Annotated in this window: 20 protein-coding genes, 1 tRNA gene and 2 pseudogenes; 13 read left to right on the forward strand and 10 right to left on the reverse strand. The window is 70.3% G+C overall.

The features are described 5' to 3' along the window. Window positions 1–139: 139 nt before the first annotated feature. Entirely contained in the window at window positions 140–1591 is a 1452-nt protein-coding gene (der, locus tag AB0C76_RS17570) for a ribosome biogenesis GTPase Der (RefSeq protein WP_359965489.1), read from the forward strand. Between the two features lie 112 nt (window positions 1592–1703). On the opposite strand, the gene AB0C76_RS17575 is transcribed toward der, so the two are convergent. Together AB0C76_RS17575 and AB0C76_RS17580 are read right to left on the reverse strand one after the other, a co-directional pair. Further along, entirely contained in the window at window positions 1704–2423 is a 720-nt protein-coding gene (locus AB0C76_RS17575) for a hypothetical protein (RefSeq protein WP_359965706.1), read from the reverse strand. A gap of 242 nt (window positions 2424–2665) precedes the next feature. Further along, entirely contained in the window at window positions 2666–3550 is an 885-nt protein-coding gene (locus AB0C76_RS17580) for a hypothetical protein (RefSeq protein WP_359965492.1), read from the reverse strand. A gap of 581 nt (window positions 3551–4131) precedes the next feature. Between AB0C76_RS17580 and AB0C76_RS17585 the strand changes: the two genes are divergently transcribed. The 7 genes and pseudogenes from AB0C76_RS17585 to AB0C76_RS17615 all read left to right on the forward strand — a co-directional run bounded on the left by AB0C76_RS17585 (window position 4132) and on the right by AB0C76_RS17615 (window position 10179). After that, on the forward strand, window positions 4132–4905 hold the full coding sequence (locus AB0C76_RS17585) for a transglycosylase family protein (RefSeq protein WP_359965493.1): 774 nt from the start codon (window positions 4132–4134) through the stop codon (window positions 4903–4905). A 315-nt stretch (window positions 4906–5220) separates the two neighbouring features. Next, a pseudogene (locus tag AB0C76_RS17590) lies at window positions 5221–5442 on the forward strand (transglycosylase family protein); the annotation flags it as partial. 240 nt (window positions 5443–5682) lie between these two features. After that, the gene (locus AB0C76_RS17595) at window positions 5683–6372 is read left to right on the forward strand and encodes an alpha-ketoglutarate-dependent dioxygenase AlkB (protein ID WP_359965695.1); all 690 of its coding nucleotides are present in this window, start codon (window positions 5683–5685) and stop codon (window positions 6370–6372) included. A gap of 264 nt (window positions 6373–6636) precedes the next feature. Continuing rightward, complete coding sequence (locus tag AB0C76_RS17600) at window positions 6637–7497, forward strand: acyl-CoA thioesterase II (RefSeq protein WP_359965495.1); 861 nt, start codon at window positions 6637–6639, stop codon at window positions 7495–7497. A 203-nt stretch (window positions 7498–7700) separates the two neighbouring features. Continuing rightward, complete coding sequence (locus AB0C76_RS17605; RefSeq protein ID WP_359965498.1) at window positions 7701–8492, forward strand: DUF1684 domain-containing protein; 792 nt, start codon at window positions 7701–7703, stop codon at window positions 8490–8492. 266 nt (window positions 8493–8758) lie between these two features. Then, window positions 8759–9955 (forward strand): MFS transporter, encoded by a 1197-nt coding sequence (locus AB0C76_RS17610; RefSeq protein ID WP_359965697.1) that lies wholly within the window; start codon window positions 8759–8761, stop codon window positions 9953–9955. 150 nt (window positions 9956–10105) lie between these two features. Continuing rightward, a tRNA-Pro gene (locus AB0C76_RS17615) sits at window positions 10106–10179 on the forward strand. Between the two features lie 208 nt (window positions 10180–10387). Here the strand turns inward: AB0C76_RS17615 and AB0C76_RS17620 are convergent. After that, window positions 10388–10918: a tyrosine-type recombinase/integrase gene (locus tag AB0C76_RS17620; RefSeq protein WP_359965700.1), complete on the reverse strand. Its 531-nt coding sequence runs from the start codon at window positions 10916–10918 to the stop codon at window positions 10388–10390. A 267-nt stretch (window positions 10919–11185) separates the two neighbouring features. On the opposite strand from AB0C76_RS17620, the gene AB0C76_RS17625 reads away from it, so the two are divergent. The 3 genes from AB0C76_RS17625 to AB0C76_RS17635 all read left to right on the forward strand — a co-directional run bounded on the left by AB0C76_RS17625 (window position 11186) and on the right by AB0C76_RS17635 (window position 14639). Next, a complete protein-coding gene (locus AB0C76_RS17625; RefSeq protein WP_359965501.1) occupies window positions 11186–12202 on the forward strand; it encodes a DNA cytosine methyltransferase in 1017 nt (338 codons plus the stop codon). A gap of 763 nt (window positions 12203–12965) precedes the next feature. Continuing rightward, window positions 12966–14243, forward strand: a complete 1278-nt coding sequence (locus tag AB0C76_RS17630; protein WP_359965504.1) for a DNA cytosine methyltransferase — start codon at window positions 12966–12968, stop codon at window positions 14241–14243. Between the two features lie 207 nt (window positions 14244–14450). Next, window positions 14451–14639: an AbrB/MazE/SpoVT family DNA-binding domain-containing protein gene (locus AB0C76_RS17635; RefSeq protein ID WP_359965507.1), complete on the forward strand. Its 189-nt coding sequence runs from the start codon at window positions 14451–14453 to the stop codon at window positions 14637–14639. 64 nt (window positions 14640–14703) lie between these two features. On the opposite strand, the pseudogene AB0C76_RS17640 reads toward AB0C76_RS17635, so the two are convergent. The 6 genes and pseudogenes from AB0C76_RS17640 to AB0C76_RS17665 form a co-directional block, all read right to left on the reverse strand. Next, a pseudogene (locus tag AB0C76_RS17640) lies at window positions 14704–15141 on the reverse strand (very short patch repair endonuclease); the annotation flags it as partial. 26 nt (window positions 15142–15167) lie between these two features. Next, window positions 15168–16127, reverse strand: coding sequence for a NaeI family type II restriction endonuclease (locus AB0C76_RS17645; RefSeq protein ID WP_359965510.1), 960 nt, complete (start codon window positions 16125–16127; stop codon window positions 15168–15170). A 67-nt stretch (window positions 16128–16194) separates the two neighbouring features. Next, window positions 16195–17052, reverse strand: coding sequence for an HNH endonuclease signature motif containing protein (locus AB0C76_RS17650; RefSeq protein ID WP_359965513.1), 858 nt, complete (start codon window positions 17050–17052; stop codon window positions 16195–16197). 102 nt (window positions 17053–17154) lie between these two features. Beyond that, window positions 17155–18963, reverse strand: coding sequence for a DEAD/DEAH box helicase (locus AB0C76_RS17655; RefSeq protein ID WP_359965516.1), 1809 nt, complete (start codon window positions 18961–18963; stop codon window positions 17155–17157). A gap of 41 nt (window positions 18964–19004) precedes the next feature. Then, window positions 19005–20420 (reverse strand): transcriptional regulator, encoded by a 1416-nt coding sequence (locus AB0C76_RS17660; protein WP_359965519.1) that lies wholly within the window; start codon window positions 20418–20420, stop codon window positions 19005–19007. A 95-nt stretch (window positions 20421–20515) separates the two neighbouring features. After that, window positions 20516–21199 (reverse strand): hypothetical protein, encoded by a 684-nt coding sequence (locus tag AB0C76_RS17665; RefSeq protein ID WP_359965522.1) that lies wholly within the window; start codon window positions 21197–21199, stop codon window positions 20516–20518. A gap of 264 nt (window positions 21200–21463) precedes the next feature. Here AB0C76_RS17665 and AB0C76_RS17670 point away from each other — a divergent pair, with 264 nt between their 5' ends. Next, entirely contained in the window at window positions 21464–22195 is a 732-nt protein-coding gene (locus tag AB0C76_RS17670; protein WP_359965525.1) for a hypothetical protein, read from the forward strand. Window positions 22196–22495: 300 nt separating this feature from the next. Further along, a complete protein-coding gene (locus AB0C76_RS17675) occupies window positions 22496–24667 on the forward strand; it encodes a DEAD/DEAH box helicase (protein ID WP_359965528.1) in 2172 nt (723 codons plus the stop codon). 15 nt (window positions 24668–24682) lie between these two features. On the opposite strand, the gene AB0C76_RS17680 is transcribed toward AB0C76_RS17675, so the two are convergent. Beyond that, the gene (locus AB0C76_RS17680; protein ID WP_359965530.1) at window positions 24683–26425 is read right to left on the reverse strand and encodes an Hsp70 family protein; all 1743 of its coding nucleotides are present in this window, start codon (window positions 26423–26425) and stop codon (window positions 24683–24685) included. Window positions 26426–26441: the final 16 nt, after the last annotated feature.

Genomic DNA, 26441 nt, shown 5'->3' on the forward strand with positions numbered 1-26441 from the left:
GCTCCGGCCCCGGGTGATCCCGAACGAACTGCGGCACCGCCGAGGTGCCGCAGGAGTAGTACTCGCGCTGCCCCGAGCGGGGCAGGTACGCACGGCGCGCCCCTGGGAAGGGCCGGGCCGGGAAACGGAACAGACGAACATGACCGCAGAGCACGCCACCGGCCACGGTGAGCTGGACGACGCCGAGTACGCCGAGTTCATGGCCCTCGCCGCCGAAGAGGGTTTCGACCTCGACGACGTGGACGGCCTCGACGCCGCCGAGCACGTCCGGCTGCCGGTGCTGGCCATCGTCGGCCGCCCGAACGTCGGCAAGTCGACCCTCGTGAACCGCATCATCGGCCGCCGCGAGGCCGTCGTCGAGGACAAGCCGGGTGTCACCCGCGACCGGGTCAGCTACGAGGCCAGCTGGAACGGCCGCCGCTTCAAGGTCGTCGACACCGGCGGCTGGGAGATCGACGTCCTCGGCATCGACGCGATGGTGGCCGCCCAGGCCGAGCTCGGCATCGAGCAGGCCGACGCGGTGCTGTTCGTCGTCGACGCCACCGTCGGCGCCACCGACACCGACGAGGCCCTGATCAAGATCATCCGCCGGGCCGGCAAGCCGACCGTCCTGTGCGCCAACAAGGTCGACGGCCAGTCCACCGAGGCCGAGGCCGCCTACCTGTGGTCCCTCGGCCTGGGCGAGCCGTACCCCGTCTCGGCCCTCCACGGCCGCGGCTCCGGCGACCTGCTCGACGCCGTCATGGCCGCTCTGCCCGAGGCCCCGCCGCAGACCTTCGGCGGCGCCGCCCCCGGCGGCCCGCGCCGCGTCGCGCTGATCGGGCGCCCGAACGTCGGCAAGTCCAGCCTGCTCAACAAGGTCGCCGGCGAGGAGCGCGTCGTCGTCAACGAGCTGGCCGGCACCACCCGCGACCCGGTCGACGAGATGATCGAACTCGGCGGCAAGACCTGGAAGTTCGTCGACACGGCCGGCATCCGCCGCCGCGTCCACCTCACCGCCGGCGCCGACTTCTACGCCTCGCTGCGCACCGCCTCCGCGCTGGAGAAGGCCGAGGTCGCGGTCGTCCTGATCGACGCCAGCGAGACCCTGGCCGAGCAGGACACCCGCATCATCTCGATGGCCGTCGAGGCCGGGCGCGCCGTCGTCATCGCCTACAACAAGTGGGACCAGCTCGACGAGGAGCGCCGCTACTACCTGGAGCGCGAGATCGAGCGCGACCTCGTCCAGGTCCAGTGGGCCCCGCGCGTCAACGTCTCGGCGAAGACCGGCCGGCACATGGAGAAGCTCGTCCCGGCGATCGAGACCGCGCTGGACGGCTGGGAGACCCGCATCCCGACCGCCCGCCTGAACGCCTTCCTCGGCGAGCTCGTCGCCGCCCACCCGCACCCGATCCGCGGCGGCAAGCAGCCGCGCATCCTGTTCGGCACCCAGGCGGGCACCCGTCCGCCGCGCTTCGTGCTGTTCGCCTCGGGCTTCCTGGAGGCGGGCTACCGCCGCTTCATCGAGCGCCGGCTGCGCGAGGAGTTCGGCTTCGTCGGGACGCCGATCTCGATCTCGGTGCGCGTGCGGGAGAAGCGCAAGAAGAAGTAGTGGCACCGTTTGGTGCGTGGGGCCGTAGGGGCCCGCGCACCTTCGCGAGTGAGGGCCTCGTCGCTTCGGCGGCGGGGCCCTCGGTCGTTCGGTGGTGCCTGGTCCGGACGGCTCAGTGGTGGTCGCCCGTGCGGCCCGGGGGGAGGGACAGCATCTGCCGGTGCCGTCCGCCGGCGGCGGACGGGGCCGTGCCCATCATCGGGGACGGGACGGGGGGCGGTGCGGGAATCGGGTGGGGGACCTGGCCGGGCGAGCCGAGGAAGCCGGCGGCCACCCAGCCCTGGCCGTTGGTGAACTGCGGTGCGGGCGGGGCCTGGTGGCCGTTCGGCTGGTGGTGCCCGTGGGGGTGGTGGTTGGCGATGTGGTGATGGCCGGTGGTGTGTGCGCCGGTGGTGTGGGGGCCGGCCGGCTGGTGCCCGGTGGTGTGGTGTCCCGTCGGGTGGTGGCCGGTGGCGTGATGCGTGGCGTGTCCGTAGCCGTCACTCGTGGGGTTGGCGGGGTGCGGATTCGCCTGCTGGGCGGGCATGAACTGCGGCAGGCCCGCAGATTGGCCCCCGTACGTCTGGAACGCCTGCTGCTGCGGGTACGACCGCGGGTCCACCGGCAGCGGGTACCCCTCCCGGATCGCGAAGCCGGTGAACTTCAGGTCCTCCTCGCCCGACCGGTCGCCCGGCAGCGCGCGGAACAGCCGCCGGTACTCGGAGTACAGCTCGTCGTAGATCGGCGTCGTCGAGTGGGGGTGCTCGGCGTCGTACGACGGGCGCATGCCCGGGATCGAGCGGGGGACGGTGGCGGTCCTGCCGGGGGTCGCGGATACGTCGTAGCTGTACACACAGGGGCCAACGAGCGAAGTCGTCCGGGGATGCGGGGTCCTGGGACCCGGCCGGAAGGTGGCCTATGCCGATCGGAGGGCCGCCTTCCGGCCGTGGGGGCGTCGGGCTGGAGCGCTGGGGGCGTTGCGGGCTGTCGTGGGGGGAGTGAGGTCTTGCGGGGTTGCGGGGTTGCGGGGTTGCGGGGCTTGCGGCGTGGGGTGATCGATGCGCTGGGGCGGGCCGGGCGCGGCGGGGGTACGGCTCAGGTGCCGGCGAGCGGGAGGGAGGCGGCGACGACCCGGCCCATCGACACCGCGCGCTCCAGAGCCTGGCGGAGCAGGTCCTCGCGCGGCTGCCGGCCGACCGTCCCGGCCGGCACCGCGTACATCGTCACCTCGGACAGCTGACTCGCGGCCAGCCGCCACGCGTCCGTCACCTGGAGCGGCTGGTGCGCCTGCCACCAGCCGGTGCTGCCGCCGGCCGCCGCGGGCTGCAGGATCGCGTGCAGCTTGCCCATGGCCACCAGGACCGACCAGCCCGGGAGTTGGTCGGGCGTCTCGTCGAGGTCGGCGACGGGCTGGAAGCCGGCGTCCTGGAGCAGGTCGAGGAACTCGTCCTCGCCGGTGGTGTTGCCCGGCCGGCCGACCGGCCCGGTCGGCTCGACCACGAGCGACGCGTGACCGACCTTGCCGTGCAGCACCAGGCCGCAGGTGATGCCGAGGATGGCGGCCTGGCCGGGGGCGCTGGGCCGGCCGTCGGCGACCGGGGTGCCGAGCGCCGGGGTGGTCGCCGCGGGAACCGGGGCGGTGGGCGTCACCACGGCGGACGGCGCGGGCGCGTTGACGGCGGGGAGGCCCGGGGCGTCGGTCTGGGCCTGGTTGATGCTGCGGACGGCTCCGGCCAGCTGCTCCTCCGCCACCGGCACCACCTGGGACGGGATGCAGCGGGCGTGGGCGAAGGCGAGCACGGCGGTCTCGTCTCCCACGAACAGCACCGTGCTGGTGGGGTCCGAGTAGGTGTCACCGGGAGTGCGGCAGGAGGTGCACTCGTAGTTGTCGGGGGCGCGGTCGCCGCCGAGGAGGCGGTCGGCCTCGTCGTCGCCGATCTCGGACCGGACCTCGTCGCTGACGTCGAGCATGCGCGGCACAGGGTCTCCTGGAGTGGGTCTTGATTGCGGTTACGGGGAGGTCGCCATAACCAACGGACCCCTGTGTCAGGCGTCACGGGTGGTCGTCGAGGCTGACGGGAATTGCCCCGGATCCGACCGCAGCACGTGTTCATGTGGTCGCAATGTGTCGATGTCGTGGGCGGGCCTGTCGGAATGAAACCGTGAGGTGGGTCACCCGGCCCGAATGTTTGATCTTGGAATTAGCGGCTAAAACGGACAATTCAGTCAGGATTGTGGCGTTATTACCGCTGGTAACCCATGCGTGAGCTGGGCAGACCGTTCGGGTTTTGGTTTCCCCGCCGACCGACTCGTAGCTTCTTGGACGGCGCAACGAGCGCCACCCGGGTTCACCCCCGACACACAGCCCGCCGGTCCCGCACCGGCAGCGGCACGTGCCCGCCGACGCGACCGCTCGAACGGGTTGCCGGCGAGCGGTGGGTGGCCGGGGCGGCAGCGGCACGTCCGACACGTGCACGGCCGTCCGACGGACGCGGCAACGAACGCGGCCCCTTCCGGGGCCTGGTTCCGCCTGCCCGCCCGGGGCTGTCGAGAGGAACCCCATGACCTTCCGTCACGAGACCGCCGCTGCCACCACCTCCACCGCCACCAAGCGCAACCGCGTGCGCATGGCGGTCGTCGCGGGCGCCGCCGTCGCGGCCCTGCCGGTGGCCGGCCTCGTCACGGCCACCTCGGCCTCCGCCGCCCCCGTCTCCACCTGGGACGCCGTCGCCCAGTGCGAGAGCGGCGGCAACTGGGCCATCAACACGGGCAACGGCTTCTACGGCGGCCTGCAGTTCACCTCCAGCACCTGGGCCGCCTTCGGCGGCACCGCCTACGCCTCGCAGGCCAACCAGGCCACCAAGGCGCAGCAGATCGCCGTCGCGGAGAAGGTCCTCGCCTCGCAGGGCCCGGGCGCCTGGCCCGTGTGCTCCGTCAAGGCCGGCCTGACCAAGGGCGGCGCCCCGGCCGCCGTCGACACCTCGGCCGGCGCGAACACCGCCAAGCCGGCCGCTCCGGCCGCGAAGCCGGCTGCCCCGGTTGCCAAGCCGGCCGCTCCGGCTGCTCCGGCTGCGAAGCCCACCCAGGCCCCGAAGGCCGACGCCGCTCCGAAGGCCGACAAGGGCGCGCCGTCCTGGAACCGTTCGAACGACGCCAAGCCCGTCGCTCCGGCCGCTCCGGCCAAGGGTGGCAGCTACACCGTCAAGTCCGGTGACACGCTGAGCACCATCGCCGCCGCGCAGGGCCTCGACTGGCACGACCTGTACAAGAACAACGCCAAGGTCGTCGGCGGCAACCCGGACCTGATCTTCCCGGGCCAGGTCCTGAGCATCTGACGTCGATCGACGGCGGGTGACGCCGGGGGCCTTTGAGTGCGCCTGCTGCTTCGCCTGCGTGCGCGTCGACGTCTGCGCCGACGACTGGGTCAGCGTCACGGCCGCTTCTCCGCTGCGCGGGGGAGCGGCCGTCGGCGTGTCCGGCGTGTCGGGGCGGGTGTCGTGGCGGCGCGCCTAGGGTCGGCTGCTGTGCCGCATTCGTGTGACGAGCCTTTCGGGTGGGGCGCGGCGGCGTCGCCGGTCGCGGTCCTGCTGGTCGTGACGGCGCTCTGCGCGGCGGCGCTGGTGCCGGCCGGGGGACGGGCCTGGTCGGCCGTGCGGGTCGCGGACCTCATCTGGGACGAGCTCGCCGACTGCGAGAGCGGCGGCGACTGGCGGGCCGACACCGGCAACGGCTACTACGGCGGCCTCCAGATCCGGGCGCCCACCTGGACGGAAGCGGGCGGCCTCCGCTTCGCCGACCGGCCGGACCACGCGACCCGCCGCGAGCAGACCGCCGTGGGGGAGGAGATCCTCCGGCGGCAGGGCTGGGAGGCGTGGCCGGACTGCGCGCGGGAACTGGGGCTGGTGGGGGGAGGGCGTCCGGTTCGGTCTCCGGCGGGGGCTTCCGGGCGTGGGGTGTCCGGGCGGGGGCCTCGGTCAGGTGGGGGGCTTCCGGCCGGGTGGGGGCCTCTGGTCGGGTGGGGGGGCTTCCGGCCGGGTGGGGGCCTCTGGTCGGGTGGGGGGGGCTTCCGGCCGGGTGGGGGCTTCCGGCCCGTGGTGCGCGAGGATGGTGGCGTGATCCAGGGCGAGCTGTTCGGTGACCCTTCGGAGCCCGCCGCCCCGCGCGGGCGCTCCGAACCGGCGCCCGGTGCCGTCCTCCTCCCCGACTGGCTGGACGCCGACGCCCAGCTGCGCCTCGTCGCCGCCTGCCGGGAATGGGCCTGCGGCCCGGCCGGCCTGCACGCCGTCCGGATGCCCACCGGCGGACTGATGTCCGTCCGGATGGTGAGCCTCGGTTGGCACTGGTACCCCTACGGCTACCGGCGGACCGCCGACGACGGCGCGCCGGTCAAGCCGTTCCCGCCGCTCCTCGGGAACCTCGCCCGGCGGGCGGTGGCGGACGCGTACGGGGAGCGGGCCGCCCAGATCGCCGGCGCCTCCTCCTACGAGCCGGACACCGCGATCGTCAACCACTACGCGCACGGCGCCAGGATGGGCCTCCACCAGGACCGCGACGAGCGGACGGACGCCCCCGTCGTGTCGCTCTCGCTCGGCGACACCTGTGTCTTCCGGCTCGGGAACACCGAGACCCGGACCCGGCCCTGGACCGACCTGGAGCTGCGCAGCGGCGACCTGCTCGTCTTCGGCGGGCCGGCCCGGTTCGCCTACCACGGGGTGGTGCGGACGCTCGCGGGGACGGCGGATCCGGCGCTGGGGCTGGTGGGGCGGCTCAACATCACCGTGCGGGAGTCCGGGCTGGCGTAGGGCTGGCAGGCCGTCCGGTCGGTCCGGGGACACCGGACCGGTCCGGAGCCGGCGATCGGTCCGGGGCCGCCGGGGCGGTCCGGGGTCGGCGATCGGGCGCTCGTTCGAGTGAATCGGGGGGCTGGGTCCGGGGGAGCGGGAATTCCAGCGGTCGCCGGAGGATTCGAGTGAGCTGGAGAATTCGAGAGGAACGGGCTCCGGCGGGCGGGCGGAAGACCTCCGTCCGGGCCGCGGTCCCGGAGAGCCCGGAGAGGAAGCGCAGCCATGGGTACCCCCGTCGACGGCCTCGTCGATCTGCTCGACCTGGAGCAGATCGAGCTGAACATCTTCCGCGGCCGCAGTCCCGAGGAGGCACTGCAGCGCACGTTCGGCGGCCAGGTCGCCGGACAGGCGCTGGTCGCGGCGGGGCGGACGGTCGACGACGACCGGCCGGTGCACTCGCTGCACGCCTACTTCCTGCGCCCCGGGGTGCCCGGCGTGCCGATCGTCTACCAGGTCGACCGGATCCGCGACGGCCGCTCCTTTACCACCCGTCGGGTGCTCGCCATCCAGGGCGGGCGCTCGATCTTCGCCCTCACGGCCGACTTCCACCACCCCGAGGAAGGCGGCATCGAGCACCAGTTCCCCATGCCGGTCGTCCCCGCCCCGGAGGAGCTGCCCAGCGCGCTGGAGGAGGTCGGCGCCCGGCTCGGCGAACTGCCCCCGTTCATCAGCCGCCGCCAGCCCTTCGACATCCGCTACGTCGACCGCCTGCGCTGGACGAAGGAGGAGCTGACGGGCGTCGAGGCGCGCAGCGGCGTCTGGCTGCGGACGAACGGCGCCCTGCCCGACAACCCGCTGATACACGTCTGCGCCCTGACGTACGCGAGCGACATGACGCTCCTCGACGCCGTGCGCGCCCCTGTCGAGCCGCTCTGGGGCACCAGACACTTCGACATGGCCTCGCTGGACCACGCGATGTGGTTCCACCGTCCGTTCCGGGCCGACGACTGGCTGCTCTACCAGCAGGAATCCCCGATCGCCCACGGCGCGCGCGGGCTCGCCCGCGGGGAGATCTTCGACCGGAACGGGCAACTGGTCGTTTCCGTGGTGCAGGAGGGACTGTTCCGGCGGCTGAAGGGGTGACGGGGCTGGAAGGGGGCGGTCCGCTTGCGTCCCGTTGCCGCCGTGTTTCCGTTTCCGGTCGGGCGGCGGCGACGGGAATGGACCGGCCGCGTGGCCGGTGTTGTGCTGGGTGATCGAGAAGGGGCGGCCTGCGGTACGGCTGGTCGCCGACACAGGCGGTCCGCCGGGCGGCGGGCCGCAGACCGGATTGGGAGGGTCTGCCGATGACGGAGACGGCCGCGGAGGACTGGAAGCACTGGAGCGACCACCGGGCGGCGTCGGTGAGCGCGCCGCACGGGCAGCTCGCACTCATCGGCACGCACTGGCTGGAGCCCGGGCCCGGCGAGGTCCCCGGCCTGCCCGGGCTCTGGTGGGCCGATGCGGAGGGCGTCCGGCTGCGTGCGGCGGCGGCCGACGGCATCACGGTCGGCGGCGCCGCCTCCCCCGTCGACGGTGAGGTCCTGCTCCGCCCCGACACCGATCCGGCCGCCGACACCGCCGCCCTCGGCGACGTCCTGCTCGTCCCGATCGAGCGCGAGGGTGAGTTGGCCCTGCGGGTCTTCGACCCCGCCGCGCCCCGCCGGGCGTCCTTCGCCGGCATCTCCGCCTACCCCTACTCGCCGGAGTGGGCCGTCCCCGCCGTCTTCACCCCGTTCGAGGCCGCCGACGAGCAGTCGGTCGTCGTCCCGAACGCGGACGGCAAGGAGCGCCCGCTGGCCGTCACCGGGCAGGTCGCGTTCACGGTCGCCGGCGAGCACCGCACCCTGACCGTCAGCAGCGCGGGCAACCGCCTCAGCGGCGTCATCGCCGACGCGACGAGCGGCATCGACACCTACCGCTTCCGCTTCATCACCCTCCCCGCACCGGACGCCGACGGCCGTACCGTGCTCGACCTCAACCGGGCCTACCTGCCGCCGTGCGCCTTCGCGGACCACTTCATCTGCCCGTTCCCGCCGCCGGGCAACCGGCTGGACTTCGCGGTGGAGGCGGGGGAGAAACAGGTCCTGACCAGGTAGCCACGGGGCGGCCGGGCAGCCTGATCCATCGGCTGCCCGGCCGGCCGGGCCGGGCCATGGTGGCAGCTCTCCCGGGGCTCGGTGGCTTTCCGTCCGGGCCCCGGTGGGGAGTATGCGGACGGCGGGGCGGACCATGGACGGTTGTGCCGAACGACCATCATTCATCAACGCGCCCTTCAGAGGCGTCGGCGCCCGCCGACCCCGTCCCGTCGTCCCCGGAGGCCGCCGCCCCCTGGTACCGGCGGGCGTTCGCCGACCTCAGCCCGCTGCGCGACCACGCCGACTACCGGCGGGTCTGGGTGGGGCAGGCCGTCTCCTCCATAGGCCAGCAGATGACGGCCGTCGCCGTCTCCGTCCAGGTCTACGACCTGACCCACTCGGCCTTCGCCACCGGCGTGGTCGGCCTCTTCTCGTTCGTCCCGCTCATCGTCTTCGGCCTCTACGGCGGCGTGATCGCCGACCGTGTGGACCGGCGCAAGCTCGGCCTGATCGGCGCCGCCGGCCTGGCCGTCGTCTCCGCCGTCCTCGCCGTCCAGGCCATCGCCGGCCTCGGCCAGGTCGCCGTCCTCTACGCCGCCGTCGCCGCCCAGGCCTGCTTCTTCGCCCTCAGCTCGCCCGCGCGCTCCGCGATGATCCCGCGCCTCGTCCCGTCCCACCAGCTCCCCGCGGCCAACGCCCTGAACACCGTCAGCATGAACCTCGGCATGACCGTCGGCCCGATGCTCGGCGGACTCCTCATCGGCGCTTACGGAGCCCAGTCGGCCTTCCTCGTCGACACCGTCGCCTTCACCGGCACCCTCTACGCGATGTGGCGCCTGCCCGCCATGCGCCCGCTCGGCGAGGGCAAGGCCCGCGCCTCCGTCCTCGACGGCCTCCGCTTCCTGCGCGAGCAGCCCAACCTGCGCACCAGCTTCCTCGCCGACCTCGCCGCGATGATCTTCGGCCTGCCGCGCTCCCTCTTCCCCGCCATCGCCGTCACCTTCTACGGAGGCGACGCCCGCACGGTCGGCCTCCTCGTCTCGGCTCCCGCTGTCGGCGCCCTGATCGGCGCCCTCTTCTCCGGCTGGGTCGCCCGCATCCACCGCCAGGGCGTCGCGGTCCTCGCGGCCGTCACCGTGTGGGGCCTCGCCATCGCCACCTTCGGCCTGCTCCACAACCTCTGGCTCGGCCTCCTCCTGCTCGCCCTGGCCGGCTGCGCCGACACCGTCAGCATGATCTTCCGCAGCACGATGATGCAGGTCGCGGCCCCGGACGAGATGCGCGGGCGCCTTCAGGGCATCTTCATGGTCGTCGTCGCGGGCGGCCCCCGCCTCGGCGACTTCGAGTCCGGCGCCGTGGCCGCCCTCACCAGCCCCGCGACCTCCGTGATCACCGGCGGCCTCGCCTGCGTCGCGGCCGTCCTCCTCCTCGCCGCCCGGCGCCCCGCCTTCCTCGCCTACGACGCCCGCCACCCGACCCCCTGATCAACCCCCTGACCCACCCCACCTCGAAACCTGGCAGCGAGCACCCCTCCACGTGCTGTATTGTTTTCCACGTCGCCGGGACAACCGGGGACAAGGTCGAGAAGCCGACCGGCAGAGCCCCCCAGGCCCCGCCGCCCGGCACCGAGACCACGGGACGTGGCGCAGCTTGGTAGCGCACTTGACTGGGGGTCAAGGGGTCGCAGGTTCAAATCCTGTCGTCCCGACAGAATGTCGGAAGGCCGCTGGCCGGGAGAGATCCCCGGCCAGCGGCCTTTTTGCTGATGAGCCGACAGGTGATCGTCGGCCGGAATGGCGCCTGCTTGCGATCTTGTCAGGGACCAGCCGGGGACCGGAGACACCGACCGACGGGACCACCGCCACTTGCGGGCACTCCTGGAACCGTGCAGGCGGGCAACCCGAACGATCGAGTGCTCACTGGACGAGACGCAGGTGACGCACTCCGGTCTCCGCCGGCGCCGAGCTGGGCGATGCCGCCTGCGGAGCGCGCCGGTCCGCCGACAGGTGCCTGCTGAGGGTCCGGCCAGCCTTCTCGATGGAGCTCTTGTCCGGGTGCAGGTAGCGCTGGGTCATGGTGATGTGGCCGTGGCCAGCGATCTTCTGGAGGACGTGGATGGGGACGCCGGCGTCGGCGAACCAGGTGAGGCCGGGGTGCCGGAGGTCGTGCCGACGCAGGTACTCGTAGCCGAGACTGACAACGACTTCGTCCCAGCGGGTTGCGTCGCGGAGGATGGCTGTGGTGACCCGGCCGCCGCGCGGCCCGGTGAAGAGGCGGGCCATGGGGTCGTTGCCGACCACGTTCATGCGCCAGTTCACGAGGTCGCGGATCTCTTCGATGACGGGGACGGTGCGCCGCCGCTTGCCCTTGGTGCCTTTGTCGATGAGGCCACCGGGGGCGGTGGTGGTCTGGCGGCACAGGTCCCAGGTCCAGTCGAAGCGGTTGATGTCCGATTGGGGGCATCTGCCGCCGCGGACGACCTGGTGATATCACATCGCCGTGCGTCGGGCTCGGTTCAACCGCGGCAGCTGGGATTCCGCCGGGGCCGCCGCGACAGGGCCCTCGCGGAGCCGTGCCCCTCAGCAGCCGGTTCGTCGGTCGGCGCCTGTATGGTCGTGTGGGCTGGTCGGCTGCTGTCTGCGCCAGTTGGGCAGGACGCAGCTTGCCGTACCTGACCGTGCCACGTCCGCAGTCCTACCTGCCCCGGAGACCTGATGCCTGCCCCCGCCGCTCCTGACACCCTGGACCTGTTCGCTGGGCCCGGTGGCTGGTCGGAGGGCCTGCGCGCCCACCACGGGATCACTGACATCGGGATCGAGTGGGATGCTGCAGCCTGCCGGACGCGGGCCGCCGCCGGGCATCCGACTGTTCGTGCGGACGTCGCCCAGATCGCCACGGCGCCAATGGCCGGTCGCATCCGCCGCTTCATCGCATCTCCGCCGTGCCAGGCCTGGTCCCGGGCGGGTAAGCAACTGGGGCTCCGGGACCAGCCCCTGGTCCATCAGGCGATCGATGACCTCGCCAGAGACCGGGACACCCGGCCGCAGCTCCTTGCTGCGTGCCAGGACCCCCGCTCCCTGCTCGCCGCCGAGCCGATGCGTTACCTCCATGCCTTGCGGCCGGAGGACGCTGTCATGGAGGAGGTCCCCGATGCCCTCCCGCTGTTCCGCCACTATGCCGAGGTGCTCCGTGGATGGGGCTACAGCACCTGGTGCGGCAACTTGAACGCCGCCGACTTTGGCGTTCCGCAGAGCCGACGTCGCGCAATCCTCATCGCCTCGCGCATGCGTACCGCCCAGCCTCCCGAGCCCACGCACACCGAGCACGGCGAGGATGGCAACCTTTTCGGCGAGTCCCGGGCTTGTTGGGTCTCCATGGCGGAAGGCATCGGCTGGGGCGCCACCGACCGGCCTGCGCCCACTGTCACCGCCGGCGGCGGCAAGACCGGCGGTGCCGAGCCCTTTCCAACCCAGGCCCGCCGCGCTCTTGCCGATTCCCGCAGCCGAGGATGCTGGAAGAGCCGCGATGCGGCCTCGGACACAGCGCGCATCACCGTTCACGAGGCGGGCCTGCTGCAGTCCTTCCCCGGGGACTACCCGTGGCAGGGAACTCAGACGAAGCAGTATGAGCAGGCCGGCAACGCTGTGCCACCCCTGCTGGCCGCACACGTGGCTGCGGCGGCATTCGGCCTGCCCCAGCCGCGGACTGTGCCAGCGGTGACGGCAGCCTGATACGGCGGTCTGCGGAGCCGGAATGCTTGAGTCGGCGGAAAGCCGGGTCGGGGCATTGTGCTTGTCGTCGCGGCAACGGTCGTGAGCGGTGGGCCCAAGCCTTGCAAGTAGCGGAGCCGACACCATGGGAGGGGCGCCCCTCCGTACCGCCAGTTCATCGTCGGTGTCAGCGATAACACCCGCGTTAGGCATCGCAGCATCGCCCAAAGCGTGTCCCTGCCCTGCTGGGACTCGCTCTCATGTGTTACGGGTTACCCTGAGTGATGTCTCCAGGTGGACCGAGCAGCTGCGGGAGACCCGCAAACCCTCCTCATTTGTCGTGGCGGACGCAGATACGGCCTGCGAGTTCAGGTCGGTCCGCGGCCGTGCTGCCGCAGGATAGGCCCAGGTCCCCCACAGGGAGCAGCTGCAGGACGCCGCGCATCAGGTTGATGTCCCGGCCCTTCCCGCCGCCGGTCTCCAGCTCGCCGGGTCAGTGCGAGGAGAACGGCACGCGTGTCCTCGTTCACATCGGCGCGTTGTGCAGGGGCGGGCCAGGATTCGGGCAACGTCGGCCGGTATGTCAGCGCCCCCAACTACACTGGCCGATCCACTGGGTCGCTTGTCCCCGGCGTGCCCCGCAGGTGAGGCTTGGGCTGGGGGATGGAGCGGCAAGATCACACCCGAAGGGAGGTAGCTAGTTTGTTCGATATTATGGCTGTTCTCAGCTCGACGCCTGGCGCCTCCCGTCCCGCAGGCTCGGCGCGCGTCGTACGGAGGAAGAATGTCTGCCCTTGAGGTTGTCGAGATCTGCGCAGGAGCAGGAGGGCAGGCCCTCGGCCTCGAACAGGCAGGATTCCAGCACAGGCTCGCTGTTGAGCTCGACCCCAACGCGTGCAAGACCCTCAAGCTCAACCGTCCGGAGTGGAAGGTTGCGGAGGGTGATGTCGCGGACGAGTCGGTCTGGGATCCCGAGGAGTACGGCGGGGTCTCGCTACTGGCTGGCGGTGTGCCCTGCCCCCCATTCACTATCGCGGGAAAGCAGCTTGGTGCCACGGACGAGCGAGATCTATTCGCATGGGCAGTCCAGCTCGCGGGCCGTATCAAGCCCAAGGCGCTGATGCTGGAGAACGTGCGAGGTCTCAGTGCCAACCGCTTCTCCGCTTACCGGCAGCACGTTCTGGACACGCTTCGCGACTTCGGTTACGTGGGCGAGTGGCGGCTCCTCCAGGCATCCCAGTTCGGGGTGCCGCAGCTCCGGCCCAGGTTTGTCCTGGTGGCACTTCAGGATGAGTACGCCGACTACTTCCACTGGCCGGAACCTCAGGACGGACCTGCGCCCACCGTCGGCGAGACCTTGAAGGACCTCATGGCGGCCAATGGCTGGGGCGGTGCCGAGGCATGGGCTGCCAGGGCCGACGGCATTGCGCCCACCATCGTCGGCGGTTCCAAGAAGCACGGAGGGGCAGACCTTGGTCCCTCCCGAGCCAAGGCTGCCTGGGAGGCGATGGGGGTCGACGCCTGGGGCATTGCCAACGAGGCGCCGCGGCCGGACTTCAAGCCGGCAGTGAGCAAGAAGGGCGAAGTCAGGGGTGGTCCGAAGCTGACCAGCCAGATGGCGGCACGGATCCAGGGCTTTACCGACGACTGGCAGTTCGCTGGAGCGAAGACCACCGGATACCGCCAGATCGGCAACGCCTTCCCGCCGCCGGTCGCCAAGGCGGTCGGGCTCTCCATCGCAAAGGCTCTCCGGAAGGAGGGCACTCCCCGCGAGCGAGTAGAGACCACCCATGACCCGGTGTACCGGCTCCTCCGCGGCAAGAGCGAATCGATGACCGCAGAGCAGATCGTCGCCGCACTGGACAAGACTGGTGTCGTCATGGGCATGCACGACATCGAGCGGCGCCTCTCACACCTCGGCCGCGACTTCCACATTGAAGAGACCGAGGCCGGCCAAGACGGCGCCATGGCCTACCTGCTCCGCGACTTCAAGGCCTTCGTCGGACAAGAGGGCCATCAGCGGCACGAGCTCTTCAAAGCCAACAAGGCCAAGATCAGCTGAGCACGAGTGGGTGACACCGCCCGCGGGCCTCAGCCCGCGGGCGGTTCTCTGGCAGGGGCCACGGTTTCCTGACTGCAATCTTCCTCTTCCTCGGAGCTTCCTGCCGCCGCGCCGCAACGGCCGATACCGCTGCGGCCGCACATACCAGGCACTCGGACCCCCGCAGGGGACCGCGCCGCCGAGAGCCAGAGTGGCAGACTCAGCCGTGTGATCAGAGAACCCGCCGAAGTGACCATCGACAGTGACGGCCGAGTAGTACTGCCCCTTGGCCTGCTTGCGGAAGCCGGCCTTGATCCGGGCACGCCGCTGCTCGCCTACTGTGACGGCGACGGCCGGATCATTCTGCGCCGCGAATCCGACGCGATCCAGCACCTTCTGGACCACGGGGAATTCTGAACTGGCTATCGGCCGACACATGCCCCACGGCCAACCTGCGGCGCGGGCCATGGTCGGTAGACACTCACGTCCTCCGTGTGGCCTCCGCGCGGCGCTGGCGGACAGCGTCGACGACCAGAGCCGCGCATTCGGCTGGCGGCTGGTGCTCCCAGAACCGGAGCACCAGCCAGCCGGCCTCGGCCAGCTTCATGTCGGTGTCCCGGTCCCGGTGGACATTCCGGTCGATCTTCTCGTTCCAGTAGTCCGGGTTGGTTTTCGGCGCCACGAAGTGGTCAGGGCACCCATGCCAGAAGCAACCGTCGACAAAGACCGCCACCCGTGTGGGACGGAACAGGAGATCAGCAGTCCGCCGCATGCCGGGCAACGGCTTTGCAGCCACCCGGTACCGAAGCCCCTCGGCGTGAACAAGGGAACGCAGCGCGAGCTCGGGGGACGTGTCCCGGCTCCGGATCGCCTGCATGTTGCGGCGCCTGCCAGCTGAGGAGGCCCATGATCCTTCCGGGGCAACCCATGCGGCCGCATCCGTACTTACCGCTCCCGCGGCTCCGGCAGTAGCGGCGCCTCGACGACCGGATCGCTTTCCTGCGCTACCACCCACTTGATGCCCTCCAGTTCCACCGACCGTGCGTTCGCATGTTTTGTAGTCCAGGGTGCCAGGCGGACGCTCACAGACTCACCGGCACCTGGCACTGGCAGGCCGAGGCCCTGAGCTACCGCCTGGTGATTGCCGTACTGCCCGAGAATCACGATTCCCTCCGGCCGGAGAGCCGAGCGGGAGCCACCGTTGTACCGGACGCGCTTCATGAAGTCGTCCTGCTGCGCGACCGTGGCAACCACACCGCGGGAGACAATACGTCCCTGCGTGCGCCGGAACAGCTCATGCACACGCTGGGTGCCATACCGTGACGCGAAGATCGCGGCGATGTCCTTCTCAGACAAGCGCAGCAGGATGTTCTCGGGGAGCGGCGCATCCTCGAAGAGCCAGTGAACGGCGTTCTTGCGGGCAGCGGCGGTGAGAGACCGCTTGCCGTCCCGGTTCCCTTCCTTCTTGGTAAGCACTTCCTCAGTGACCCGGAACAGCCCCGCCGACCAGAGCCCAGCGTCATCACTGGCCCACACCCCAAGACACAGATGCCCCATCGCCTCAGGAGGGATCATCCAGCGGCCCAGGTCCTGGGAGTACTTGCAGTCCACGTCGATGCCGTCGATCGAGTAGTCCATCTTGTTGCCGTCAGCGAAGTTGAAGGCGCGCTGGAGGTTGATCTCCACGAGGGTGCCGGCATGCGTCTTCTCGGTCTTATGGAGCTCCTCCCAGCGGAACCGGCCCGTGTGCTGTCCGTCGAGCAGCATGTCGAACGTACGGCGCAGAGCGGCAGCGAAGATCTCGTCGCACGGGTCCGCCGCCAGGATTTTGGCGCGGACACGGGCCAGTTCCGCATCAGGGGGCAGGACAGAGGAAACGGGAAATAAGGTTTCGGCTGATGTCATATCAACTCAATTCTTCTGAATGGAAGATGTAGGAATGCCCGGATGTTGTCTCCGGTGCGTGGCCCGGTCAGTCGGCCTCGGTAGCGGAACGCTCGGCGGTCTTGCGCTCCTTACGCCTGCGCTCGTAGTCGGCAACCGCGGTGGCCGCACCCTCGGCAGGCCACGGCTGGGCGCTGATCAGCTCGTAGGTCACCTCAGTGACGCCGTCCGTCTTCCTGCGGTGCGCGACGATGTCCCAGCCGAGGACGAAACGGAGTTCTCGCAGTCGCTTCTTCGGGTCGCCCTTATGGGTGTCCTGTGCGACCAGTTCGATGAGCTCGACCGGCGTCGGTTTCCCCATCTCCTGGAAGGCGATGAGCAGTTCGCCGATGCGCTCCCACGGATTCGGGCGGGGGAGCGCTCGCCCGATAGCCGGGCCGAATGCGTCGAGCGAGGCGAAGAACGCCTGCTTCCCGTGGTTGTGCTCCTCGCACAGCGGCTCCAGGTTCGAGTACACCGTCTTGCCGCCCCACGACTCGGGCACGATGTGGTCGATCTGCAACCGGATACCGTCCCGGGGGCCGCGCCCGCACATCTGGCAGAAGCGGCCCTTCTTGCTGAAGACCTCCGCCTGCAGCCGGGGCGAGATCTTCACGGCCGCGGAAGCCGCCTTCTTCCAGCCGAGCAGCTGGTAGATCCACTCTCCGTCACTGGTACGGCGCCGGCTCTGCACCACGAAGTGGCTCCGGACCTCGCGCAGCCGGCGCTGACTGTGCACGTTGGACTTGCCGAAAACCTGCTGCGACCGTGCCAGCCACTCCGCCATCGTCGGGGGACTGTCCTGCCGCATGAGGAGGAACCGACAGGCTTCTGCGGTTTCCTGGCTGCTGAAGAGATCGTCGATGGACGGATCAGTAGGGTCGGGCAGCGGGCGCTCGCTGTCCACTTCTGCGTGTGTCATATCTTCCTCCCGCTGAACACGGTGGATTCGAGGAGCCCTTTCGATCCGTACGGCACCCTAGCCCGTCACGGCTGCGGGTCCTGGGCCTCACTCCGTGGTTTGCTCGTCGAGCAAGGCCGGGGGCTCGAGGTGGCGCAGGAGTTCCCGGATGTCCGCCAGGTCCAGGCCGGCGCTGCCGACGGGCTCTTCGAGGAGGTCTGCGAGCTGGCGCACCTCCGGGTCGTCCAGGATGCTGCCCATGAACTCCAGCTTTGCCTCGAGACGCAGCTGGACAACCTCGTCGATGGTGCCTTCCGCGACAAGGACGGTGACCCTCGTCTCCGTTCCGGGGGCCAGGCCCAAGCGGTGGATGCGGTCGAGGCTCTGCAGGTACCGGCCAGCCATGAAGTCGCGGTCGACGTAGACCGCGTCGTGGCAGACCTGGTGCAGGCTGATGCCCTCGCCCAAGGTGGCCGGGTTGGAGAGCAGCACCATGCAGTCAGGGTCCTCGCGGAACCGTCGGATCTCCTCGTCCCGGTCTGCCGTGCCGCCGTGGACGACGGCTGGAGAGTAGGGGGAGAGGAGCTCGGCCAGGGTGGTGATGTTGCGTACGAACGTCGTCCACACGATCGTCTTGCGGCCCGCTGCCGCGTTGGCAGCGACGATCCGGACGGCCTCCTGGAACTTGGGTGAGAGCTCGTAGCGGGGCAGGTCGCGCAGGAGCGCGTGGAGAGACTCGCCGGGGGCAGCCTCCAGTGCCGGTACCCGGTAGGCGAGCGGCTCGTACGGGCTGCTGCCCTCGACCAGGAGCGCCGGGCTGGTTGCGGCCATGAGCAGGCGCAGTGCTGCCCGCCCGAGGGCTTCAATGTCGGCGCGGGACGCCTCGGCCCGTGGGGAGAAGTTGCCCTTGAGTGCCTCGTACACCTCCCGGTGGATTGGCGGCAGGCTGACGTACCGGACCTTCGGTTCGAACGGGGGCAGGCCAAGCTCGCGCTTGGTGGTGCGGGTGAACAGCGGCCGCAGCACCGTGCTGGCGTAGGCCAGGTCGCCGCCGCGCACAGCGTCGGAGACGACGCGCTTGCCGCGGCCGGGCCAGACGAACGACAGCAGGTTCTCCAGGTCCCGGGCCCCGTTGGGGGCCGGAGTGCCGGTGAGGATGAGCCGCCGGGTGGCGGTGGGCCCGAGCGCGAGGCAGGCGGAGCCGTATGTCCCGTTGGCGCCGAGCTTCATGCGGTGGGCCTCGTCGAGCACCAGCATCGACGGTGCCGCGCCCAGCCAAGACGCGAGCCCGGGTACGGCCCGGGACAGACGCTCGTAGTTGACCAGCAGTACCTCTGCGCCGTAGTCGGGGGTGCGGCCCATGACGGCGATGCGCGGCGGCGTGCGGAAGCAGAGCTGGCTCTCGGTCTGCCATGCCTCGTAGGCGGACTTCGGCCCGACGACCAGGAGCCGCTTGGCCAGGCCCTGTTCACGCATGGCGGCGTAGACGGCCAGGGAAACGCGGGTCTTGCCGGCTCCGGGGACGCTGAAGTTCGCGCCGTGCCCGAGTGACAGCAGCTGTGCAGCATCGCGGAGCTGGAAAGAGGTGAGGCCTCCGGTCCAGCCGTCGCCTAGGAGACCCGGCACGTCGTCCGGCGCGACCGCGCCCTGGCCAACGTCCGCGCCACTGCGGAGAGTCTGCTCGGCCCGCTCGGCGTCGTCGAGGACGCCGGTGACGAGCTGGACCAGCGCGTCCTCCCACTCGACGCTGTCGTGGCGCCAGGAGCCGAGCTCGATGATGCGGTCGAGAAAGTCGTCGAGCTCGAACTCGCCCACCAGTGGCCCACGCTGGCCGCCGGGGGCGATGCGCGCGGCGAGGTCCGCGAAGTCCTGCTCGTACCCGGGCGCGGTGCGCAGGACAACGCGGGTCCGCGACACGTCGAATGCGATCCGCAGCGACGGCTCTGTCCGGGTATCCGTCACTGCTGCTTCCCCACAGCAATGTTGAGCCAGGCCAGACCCTCGCCCGGGAGCGGCACGCTCTTGCCAGCCTCGACGGCCACGCGCTCCATGATGGTGCGCAGCTTCAGCAGGGCGTCGTCGAACGCCCCTTCGTCCAGGCTCCCGTTGCCGCGGGCGAGGACGAGGTCGGTGACGCACTGCTCCAGGTCCTTGCAGGCGTCGGTGACGCGGTCGGGAGCGGCGAGGCGCTTCTTCCGGAGCCGGAAGTCCTTGCCTGCGAACTCCAGCGCCTCGTTGAAGACGTCCCGGGTGCGGTCGAGGACCTCGGCGGCCGCCGTCTGCTCCTCGGGGGTTGCGGCGGCGCCGGCCGCCTTGACAGCCTTGGCCTGCAGGAGGGAGTCGGTGAGCGCCTTGGCCGCGGCGACGCTCGCGCCGGCGGCCTGGACGGTGCGGCCGAGGCCGGGGATGGCCACCGCCGGTGCCGCATCGGCTGGGGCGGGCCTGAGGTCTGCGGGCATCCGCTGGTCCAGGAACCGTTCCTGGAAGTCGGGCTGGATGAACCGGACGTCGGTCTTGGCGAACTCCAGCACGATGGCCGCGAGCCGGCCCTCCTTCAGCAGGTCGGCACGCTCCCGGTTGCGTGCGGACTCGGTGTTGTAGGCGCGGTAGAGCTCGAAGAACCGCTCCTTAGCCTCTTCGAAGTCCATCAGCCGCAGCGAGGCGGTTCCGGTGGCGCTACGGCTGATGAGGTCCCGAAGCTGGGCCAGGATCCACAGATCGCGGTCGCAGGCCGGCGTCGTGGTGTGGAAGTTCCGGGCGATCTCCGACAGCGGCTTGCCGAGCGCCACCTGCTCCTCGAGGGCGAGCAGGTGGTTGATGTACGAGTAGTCCCGCCGGGTGTCCGGGCGCAGCTGGAGAGAGAGCTCGACGGCGTGGATGTCGCTCCACTCGCAGCTCTCCGGCAGAACGCCGACCCGCATGCTGGTCCGCCCGAGCTCCTTGAGGGCAGCGCGGCGGGTGTTGCCATTGACAAGGATTCCCTCGTGGGTGATCAGCCCGGGTTCATTCTGCTGGTATTCGCGCAGGCTCTCCGTCAGGTCCTCGAAGGCCTTGTCGGTCCTGGAGGGGTCGGCCGGCAGCGCCTTCAGCAGGTGGTGGAGGTAGTCCTGGCTCACCGGGCTCCAGGGGTCCTCGGTCAGAGACCGGTCCCGGGCCGGGTCGTAGGCACGCTGGGCACGGATGCGGTGCGTGCCAGGGTTGTAGCGCAGGACCTCGACCGGCATGTCGATGACCTCGATATGGGCGGGCTTCCCGCGCCACTCGACGGTCAGCGTTTCCGGGACCCCGTTCCCGTTACGCAGCTCCTTCAGCCGGTGGGCCACGAGCTCGCGGTTGCCAGCGGCTTCGTGGGGCTGGCCGAAGTCGATCAACACGTGTGTGCTCCTTCGTGTGTGTGAAAGCGATGCAGATACTGCCAGGGCCGGGAAAGGGGCGGCACGGGGGCTTCAGTGCCGCCCCGAAGAGTGGACTACAGGAGCATGTCGCGGACGTCGGCGCGCGCCGCCGCCGGCAGGGTGCGGTAGACGCCCCAGAGCTTCTCGACCTCGTTGAAGCCGCGGGCGTCCTGCTCCATCCAGGCAGACAGCATCTTGCGCTCGTAGGCCGACAGCTGCGCCAGCGCCGACGCGAAGGCGCTCAGGTCGGCGCCGGCGTCGCGCCCGCCGACGCGGCACCGGTTGCACTCGGTGACCAGCTGCACTTCGGTGCCGCCGCCGGGCAGGGTGACCGGGCGCCGCGCGATGTCCAGGTGGGAGGTGGCGCCGTACCCGTCGGCGTACGCCTCGCCGTTGCCGATGCCGCAGGTCCGGCACAGGTAGTTGTCCTTCAGGAGCACGGAGCGGCGCTGTACTGCTCCCACGGACTCGGTTGCCTTGCGGCTTCCCATACCGGGCTCCCATACCGGCACACCCTGCCGCACGAACCGGTGCTCACTGGGGTCGAGGGCCGGGTCCTCGCGGTTAGTGTCGATCTGCCACTCGTGGTCGCGAAGCTCCCTCATACGGCGGTCGACCTGGCTGACCCCCTCGAACGCGGTCCGCAGCTGCTCCTTGGTGAACACGCTGCCGAGTCCAACCTCCTGCACCAGCCACAGCGCGACGCGCTTCTTGGTGCCGAATTCCTCGTCGGTCCAGGACGGCATTGCCACCACCATGCTCTTCGGATCCTCTCGTGTACAGCGCAGTGACGGCCCTAGTGGGCTGTCAGCGGGCCGGTTCCGCCTGCTCCTCAAGCGAAGCGCATGCCCCAGGGGCAGGGGAAGGCTTCCCTGTCCCTCGGTGTCCCTCCTCGCCCGGTGTCCCGGCGTGTCCCTGCCGCGCCACAGGACCCCTCAACTGTCGTAAGCGTTTGCCAAGATGGGCTGACACTTCGTCGACCCCCTACCCTCGGGGAGTTTCCTTTGCCTCCACGCGGACAGATGAAGGCCCTTCCGCCCTCCGTTTCCCCGGCGCGCCGCGAACTCGCCCAGGCGGTGCGCACCCTGCTCAGCGCCACGGGCGGGTCGCTGCGCAGCGTGGCAGATCAGATCCACAGCTCCCGCTCGGCCCTCAACCGGCTCGCGTCGGGAAAGGTCCTGTTTCCCGACGCGGACACGGTCATCGAGCTCCACAGACTCGCGGAGCACAAGGACCGCGCCGGGGTGCTGGCTTTGGCAGACCTGAAGTGCCTCGTGCAGCGCGTCTCGGACGAGTACGAGGCCGCTGCTGCCGGAACCAGCAGTGCCGAAGTCGCCGGGCCGGCCGCGGACACCGTTGCTAGCACGCGCGGTGGGGCACCGGCGGCACTGGCGGGCGGGACCGGCGTGACGTCCGCTGCGCCGGTCCCGCCCGCCGAGGGGGACCGGCGCAACGGCTCGGCCGCGGAGCTGCAGTGGCCGGTTGAGGAGCTGGCGCTGCACCTGGACAGCGGCCGCTACGAACACGCCGTCGGCATGCTGGACTATGCCGGCGACGAGGCGCCTGCGGTGGAGTCCGCCGCCGCGATCCAGAGGTGCCGCAGCCGGGGCCTCACAGAGGCCGTAGATACTCTCCTGCGGAAGGTCGGCAGTCGGCCCGACGGGTTCGTCCTCGCAGTGGTCGGCTACCTGATGGACGCCGGCAGCCACGCGGACGCCCGGGCACTGATCAGCTGCAGCGCACACTCGGCGTAAGCCGTCCTGATCCCGGCCCGTTGGCCCGGGCCTGCGCACGCTCCGCGTCCAGGACATCCCTGGAACCAGACGCTGGGCTAGACCAGACCCCGGCTTCATGACTCGGCGTCGGCTGACCGATGGACATGGTGGTAATCGCTGTCCACACCTAGCTCCGTCTCGCCTGGCCGCTCGTCGCCGACCGCGGGAGCCGTGGAAGCGGGCGGCGGAACCGAACAAGCACTGACTATCAGCCACAAGTGCTGATGGTGTAAGCAAGTACGTTGATCGCTGCCGCACTGTTCGATGGAGGCCAGCCCGATGCCGCAACTCGCACTCTCCGTCTCCTTCTGGGAGCAGTACGAGCAGCTGGAGAAGCATGTCCGCTCCGGGGTGCGGAAGGCGGTGGTGAAGTTCCAGCAGCTGAGCGCCGCAGAGCTGCACAAGGACAAGGGCCTGCACCTGGAGTCGGTCGAGAACGCCAGGGATCCCCGGCTGCGGACGATCCGAATCACTGGTTTCTGGCGTGGCGTCGTACTTGCGCCGGACGACGGGGGTGCGACGTTCCTACTGGTGAATGTGTTGCAGCACGACAAGGCATACGAGTGGGCCGCGAAGCGGATCTTCAGCGTAAACTCGGCGACCCGGGGGCTGGAGGTGCGGAACGTCGAGGCCATCGAGCAGATCACACCGCTGCTGGAACGGGTGGCCGCCGCCGCGCCGCGCCGGCTCTTCGACGCCTACTCGGACACGGTGCTGCGTGACCTCGGTATCGACAGCGGTCTGCTGCCGGCCGTGCGCTCGCTCACGGACCAGGCCCAGCTCGACGCCTTCGTACCGATGTTCCCCGAGGACCAGTGCGAGGTGCTGCAGTACCTCGCCGAAGGGTTCACTCCGGAGGAGGTGTGGAGCGACATCGTCTCGCAGCGCCGTCCGGCCGACCCCGGGCCGCTGGACTCGCGCGACGTGTCCACCGCCATCGCGAACACCGCCAGCCGCATCGTCGTAGTGTCCCGGCCGGACGAGCTCGAGTACATGCTCTCCCAGCCGTTCGCCGCCTGGCGGGTGTTCCTGCACCCCAATCAGCGGCGGGTCGCGTACCGCGAGTCCTACAGTGGGCCTGCCCAGGTCTCCGGCGGCCCCGGCACGGGCAAGACGGTCGTCGCACTCCACCGCGTCAAGCACCTGCTGGGCCGACCGACGAATGGCGACCGGCCCCACGTTCTGCTGACTACCTACACGAACGCGCTCGCCGCGATCCTGCGGGAGAACCTGGCCCTGCTGCTTGACGACCCGGCAGCGCTCGCCCGCGTCGAGACCGGGACCGTCAACTCCCTTGCCTTCAAGGTCCTGCGCGAGCACACCGGCCGCGCGCCGCAGGCGGTCGACGACAGCGACGAGCGTAACCGGTGGCGGGCGCTCGGCACGAAGCTCAACCTGCCGTGGTCCGGCGAGTTCCTGATGCAGGAGTACCGCCACGTTATCCTCGCCCAGGACCTGCTCACCGAGGAGGAGTACACCGCCGCGGAGCGCAGGGGACGGGGCGGTCAACTGGCGCCGTCGAAGCGCCCGCTACTCTGGCAGGCGGTGGCCGAGTTCACCCGCCAGCTCGATGCAGAAGGACGCAGCACCCAGCTTCGGCTGTGCGCGGAGGCGGCCCGGGTACTGCGGGCGGCAGGGTCCGGCGCATCCCGCTATCGCCACATCGTGGTCGACGAAGCCCAGGACCTCCACCCTGCCCAGTGGCGCCTCCTGCGTGCCGCCGTGGCCGAGGGGCCCGACGACATCTTCCTCACCGGTGATCCTCACCAGCGGATCTACGACTCTCGGGTGTCTTTTGCGGCGCTCGGTATTCCGGTTGCCGGGCGGAGCTTCCGGCTGCGGCTCAACTACCGCAATACCGAGGAGATCCTGCGCTGGTCCGGGGCGGTGCTGTCTGAGCAGACAGTGAACGACCTGTCGGGAGACCAGCGGGACGGGGGCCTCGCTGATTACGTCTCGCTCCTTCACGGCACTCGACCGACCGCCTGCGGCTACGACTCGGAGGATGCCGAGCTGACGGCGCTCGTCGACCGTGTGCAGCAGTGGCTGGCCGCCGACGTGCCCTCGGCAGAGATCGCCGTGTGCACTAGGTTCCGGCAGCTCGGGAACAAGGTGATGTCCCGTCTGAAGGCGGCGGGAATCGACGCCGTGCTGCTGAAGGACAGTCCTGGTGCTGATGAGGCGGGCGTGCGCGTGGCCACGATGCACGCCATGAAGGGGTTGGAGTTCCGCTGTGTCGCCGTGCTCGGCGCCTCGGAGTCGGCTCTGCCGCTGTTGTCGGCGGTGACTCCGGCAGAGGCCGATTCGATCCAGCACGCGACTGACCTCCTCGCCGAGCGGTGCTTGCTGTTCGTCGCGTGCACCCGGGCGCGGGATGCCATGGCGGTCAGCTGGAGCGGCGCCCCCAGCCCCTTCCTTGCGGACCTGGTGGGCGGGGAAGAGCTGCTCTGAGCCGTTGGCAAGCTGTCAGGATGCCAGGAACTGGGACTCCCCGTTGACGGTCACCGAGGGGTCGGCGATCGGCGCGCGACTGGCGGCTTCCTCCCCGGGCGCCTCCGTACTACCAGTGGCCGGCCCGGGTGCGGAAGCCTTCGGAGTATCGGGAAACGGCCGTACGGTGTGGGCGAGCAGCCTGGTGAGCTCGCCTTCCAGGCCGTCTTGCAGCGGGGTGCCGTCGGGGCCGAAGGAGTCGATCTCGCGTTCGGCCAGAAGCTGTCCGGTGATGGCGTGGGTCGCGGTGAAGCGGAGGATTCCGCTTTCGTTGTAGCGGAAGCGGATGGTGATTTTATTGTGGGCAGGATCGTTTTCCGCCCGCGGCAGCGGGACGTCGAACGCGGCGAGCGGGAACGCCCGGTCGCTGTCGGCCGAGTGCCCGTACTCGCCTTCGACGATCTCGACATGCACGGACGTGGCCCCGGGGGCGGAGGGCTGGAAGACCGACGTGCCCTCGGCTGGGAGAGTGGCGTTGCGGCGGATGATCGACTGGAAGCCGCGCGTCCGGCCGGCGTTGAAAGCGGAGCCCAGGTCGTAGTTGCTCACCAAGGAGAAATCGCTGAGATCGTCTAGCTCCCCGTCGAGCGAGGCCGCGTAGATGGCCGCACCTCGGGCGACGGCCGTCATGGGCCTGCACAGCCGCGGATCGACGATCCGGTCGTGGCCCAGCATTCTTCCGAGGGTTTCGCGCACCAGCGGGATCTGGGAGGTCCCGCCGATCAGCAGGACGGAGTCGATCCCCTGGGCACTGGTGCCCAGGTCGTCGAGAGCCTGCTCGACCGGTCTCAACGCCTGTTCGACCAGCGGGGCGATCGCGGCGTTGTACTCCTCGACCGTGATCTTCGCGTTGTTGACGCTGCGGCCGGACCGCTCGCTCGGCGGGGACTCGAAGAGGGCGTAGCCGTCGGGAGGCAGATGGGAGAGTTCGATCTTGGTGAGCTCGACATGCCGGCGCCACTGCCGGCGCTGCGCCATGCTGAGCCGCTCCGGGACGGTGCCCAGTTTGCGCAGAATCAGCTTGGCGAGCTCCTCGTCGAACTCCAGGCCCCCGAGGGCAGTGATGCCGCGTGACGTCCGTTCCTCGAACAGCCCGTCCACGTAATCAAGCACGGTGACGTCTATGGTGCCGCCGCCCCAGTCGAAGACCAGGAACCGGCCCGGGATGGGGTAGTCGTAGGCATACGAGATCGCCGCCGCAGTCGGCTCGTTGATCAGAGCCTTGACCTTGACGCCGCCGAGCACGGCGGCCGCGCGCGTGCGGTAGCGGGCCCCGCCGGTCGCGTTGGCGGGGACGGTGACGACGGCCTCGGACAGCTCGAGCAGCTCGTCAGCGGCTCCTTCCCGCATGCGGCTGAAGAGCGAGGCGGCGGCCGCCGTGCTCCGGAACTGCTCGCCGCCGATCCACACCCGGTGTTCCTCCAGATGCGGAAGCGCCTCCTCGCCGGCGTCCGCCGCCCGGTCCGCACTGGAACGGGTGCCGAGCATGCGCTTGACGGCATCGAGCGGGTCGCTGGTACCAGTCTTTGCCGCCCACCCGAAGCAGAGCGTGCGGCGGACGTCGCGTACGGAGACGACGGAAGGGAAAAGCTGCCCGAACTCCGGCCGCCGCCAGTTCGCGGGTACGTTTCCGCCGTCCACCGGGACGACCTCGGCGGCCAGCCCGTTCCAGCGTGCGACAACCGAGTTACTGGTACCGAAGTCGATGCCGAAGCTCATCGAGTGCCTTCCGGTG

The sequence above is a fragment of the Kitasatospora sp. NPDC048722 genome (assembly GCF_040650235.1).
Taxonomy (GTDB): Bacteria; Actinomycetota; Actinomycetes; order Streptomycetales; family Streptomycetaceae; genus Kitasatospora.

Bases quoted from the DNA above. Each gene is read 5' to 3' on its own strand.
- der (WP_359965489.1), top strand. From the start codon at position 140: ATGACCGCAGAGCACGCCACCGGCCACGGTGAGCTGGACGACGCCGAG.
- AB0C76_RS17585 (WP_359965493.1), top strand. From the start codon at position 4,132: ATGACCTTCCGTCACGAGACCGCCGCTGCCACCACCTCCACCGCCACC.
- AB0C76_RS17600 (WP_359965495.1), top strand. From the start codon at position 6,637: ATGGGTACCCCCGTCGACGGCCTCGTCGATCTGCTCGACCTGGAGCAG.
- AB0C76_RS17605 (WP_359965498.1), top strand. From the start codon at position 7,701: ATGACGGAGACGGCCGCGGAGGACTGGAAGCACTGGAGCGACCACCGG.
- AB0C76_RS17625 (WP_359965501.1), top strand. From the start codon at position 11,186: ATGCCTGCCCCCGCCGCTCCTGACACCCTGGACCTGTTCGCTGGGCCC.
- AB0C76_RS17630 (WP_359965504.1), top strand. From the start codon at position 12,966: ATGTCTGCCCTTGAGGTTGTCGAGATCTGCGCAGGAGCAGGAGGGCAG.
- AB0C76_RS17645 (WP_359965510.1), bottom strand. From the start codon at position 16,127: ATGACATCAGCCGAAACCTTATTTCCCGTTTCCTCTGTCCTGCCCCCT.
- AB0C76_RS17665 (WP_359965522.1), bottom strand. From the start codon at position 21,199: ATGGTGGTGGCAATGCCGTCCTGGACCGACGAGGAATTCGGCACCAAG.
- AB0C76_RS17670 (WP_359965525.1), top strand. From the start codon at position 21,464: ATGAAGGCCCTTCCGCCCTCCGTTTCCCCGGCGCGCCGCGAACTCGCC.
- AB0C76_RS17675 (WP_359965528.1), top strand. From the start codon at position 22,496: ATGCCGCAACTCGCACTCTCCGTCTCCTTCTGGGAGCAGTACGAGCAG.
- AB0C76_RS17680 (WP_359965530.1), bottom strand. From the start codon at position 26,425: ATGAGCTTCGGCATCGACTTCGGTACCAGTAACTCGGTTGTCGCACGC.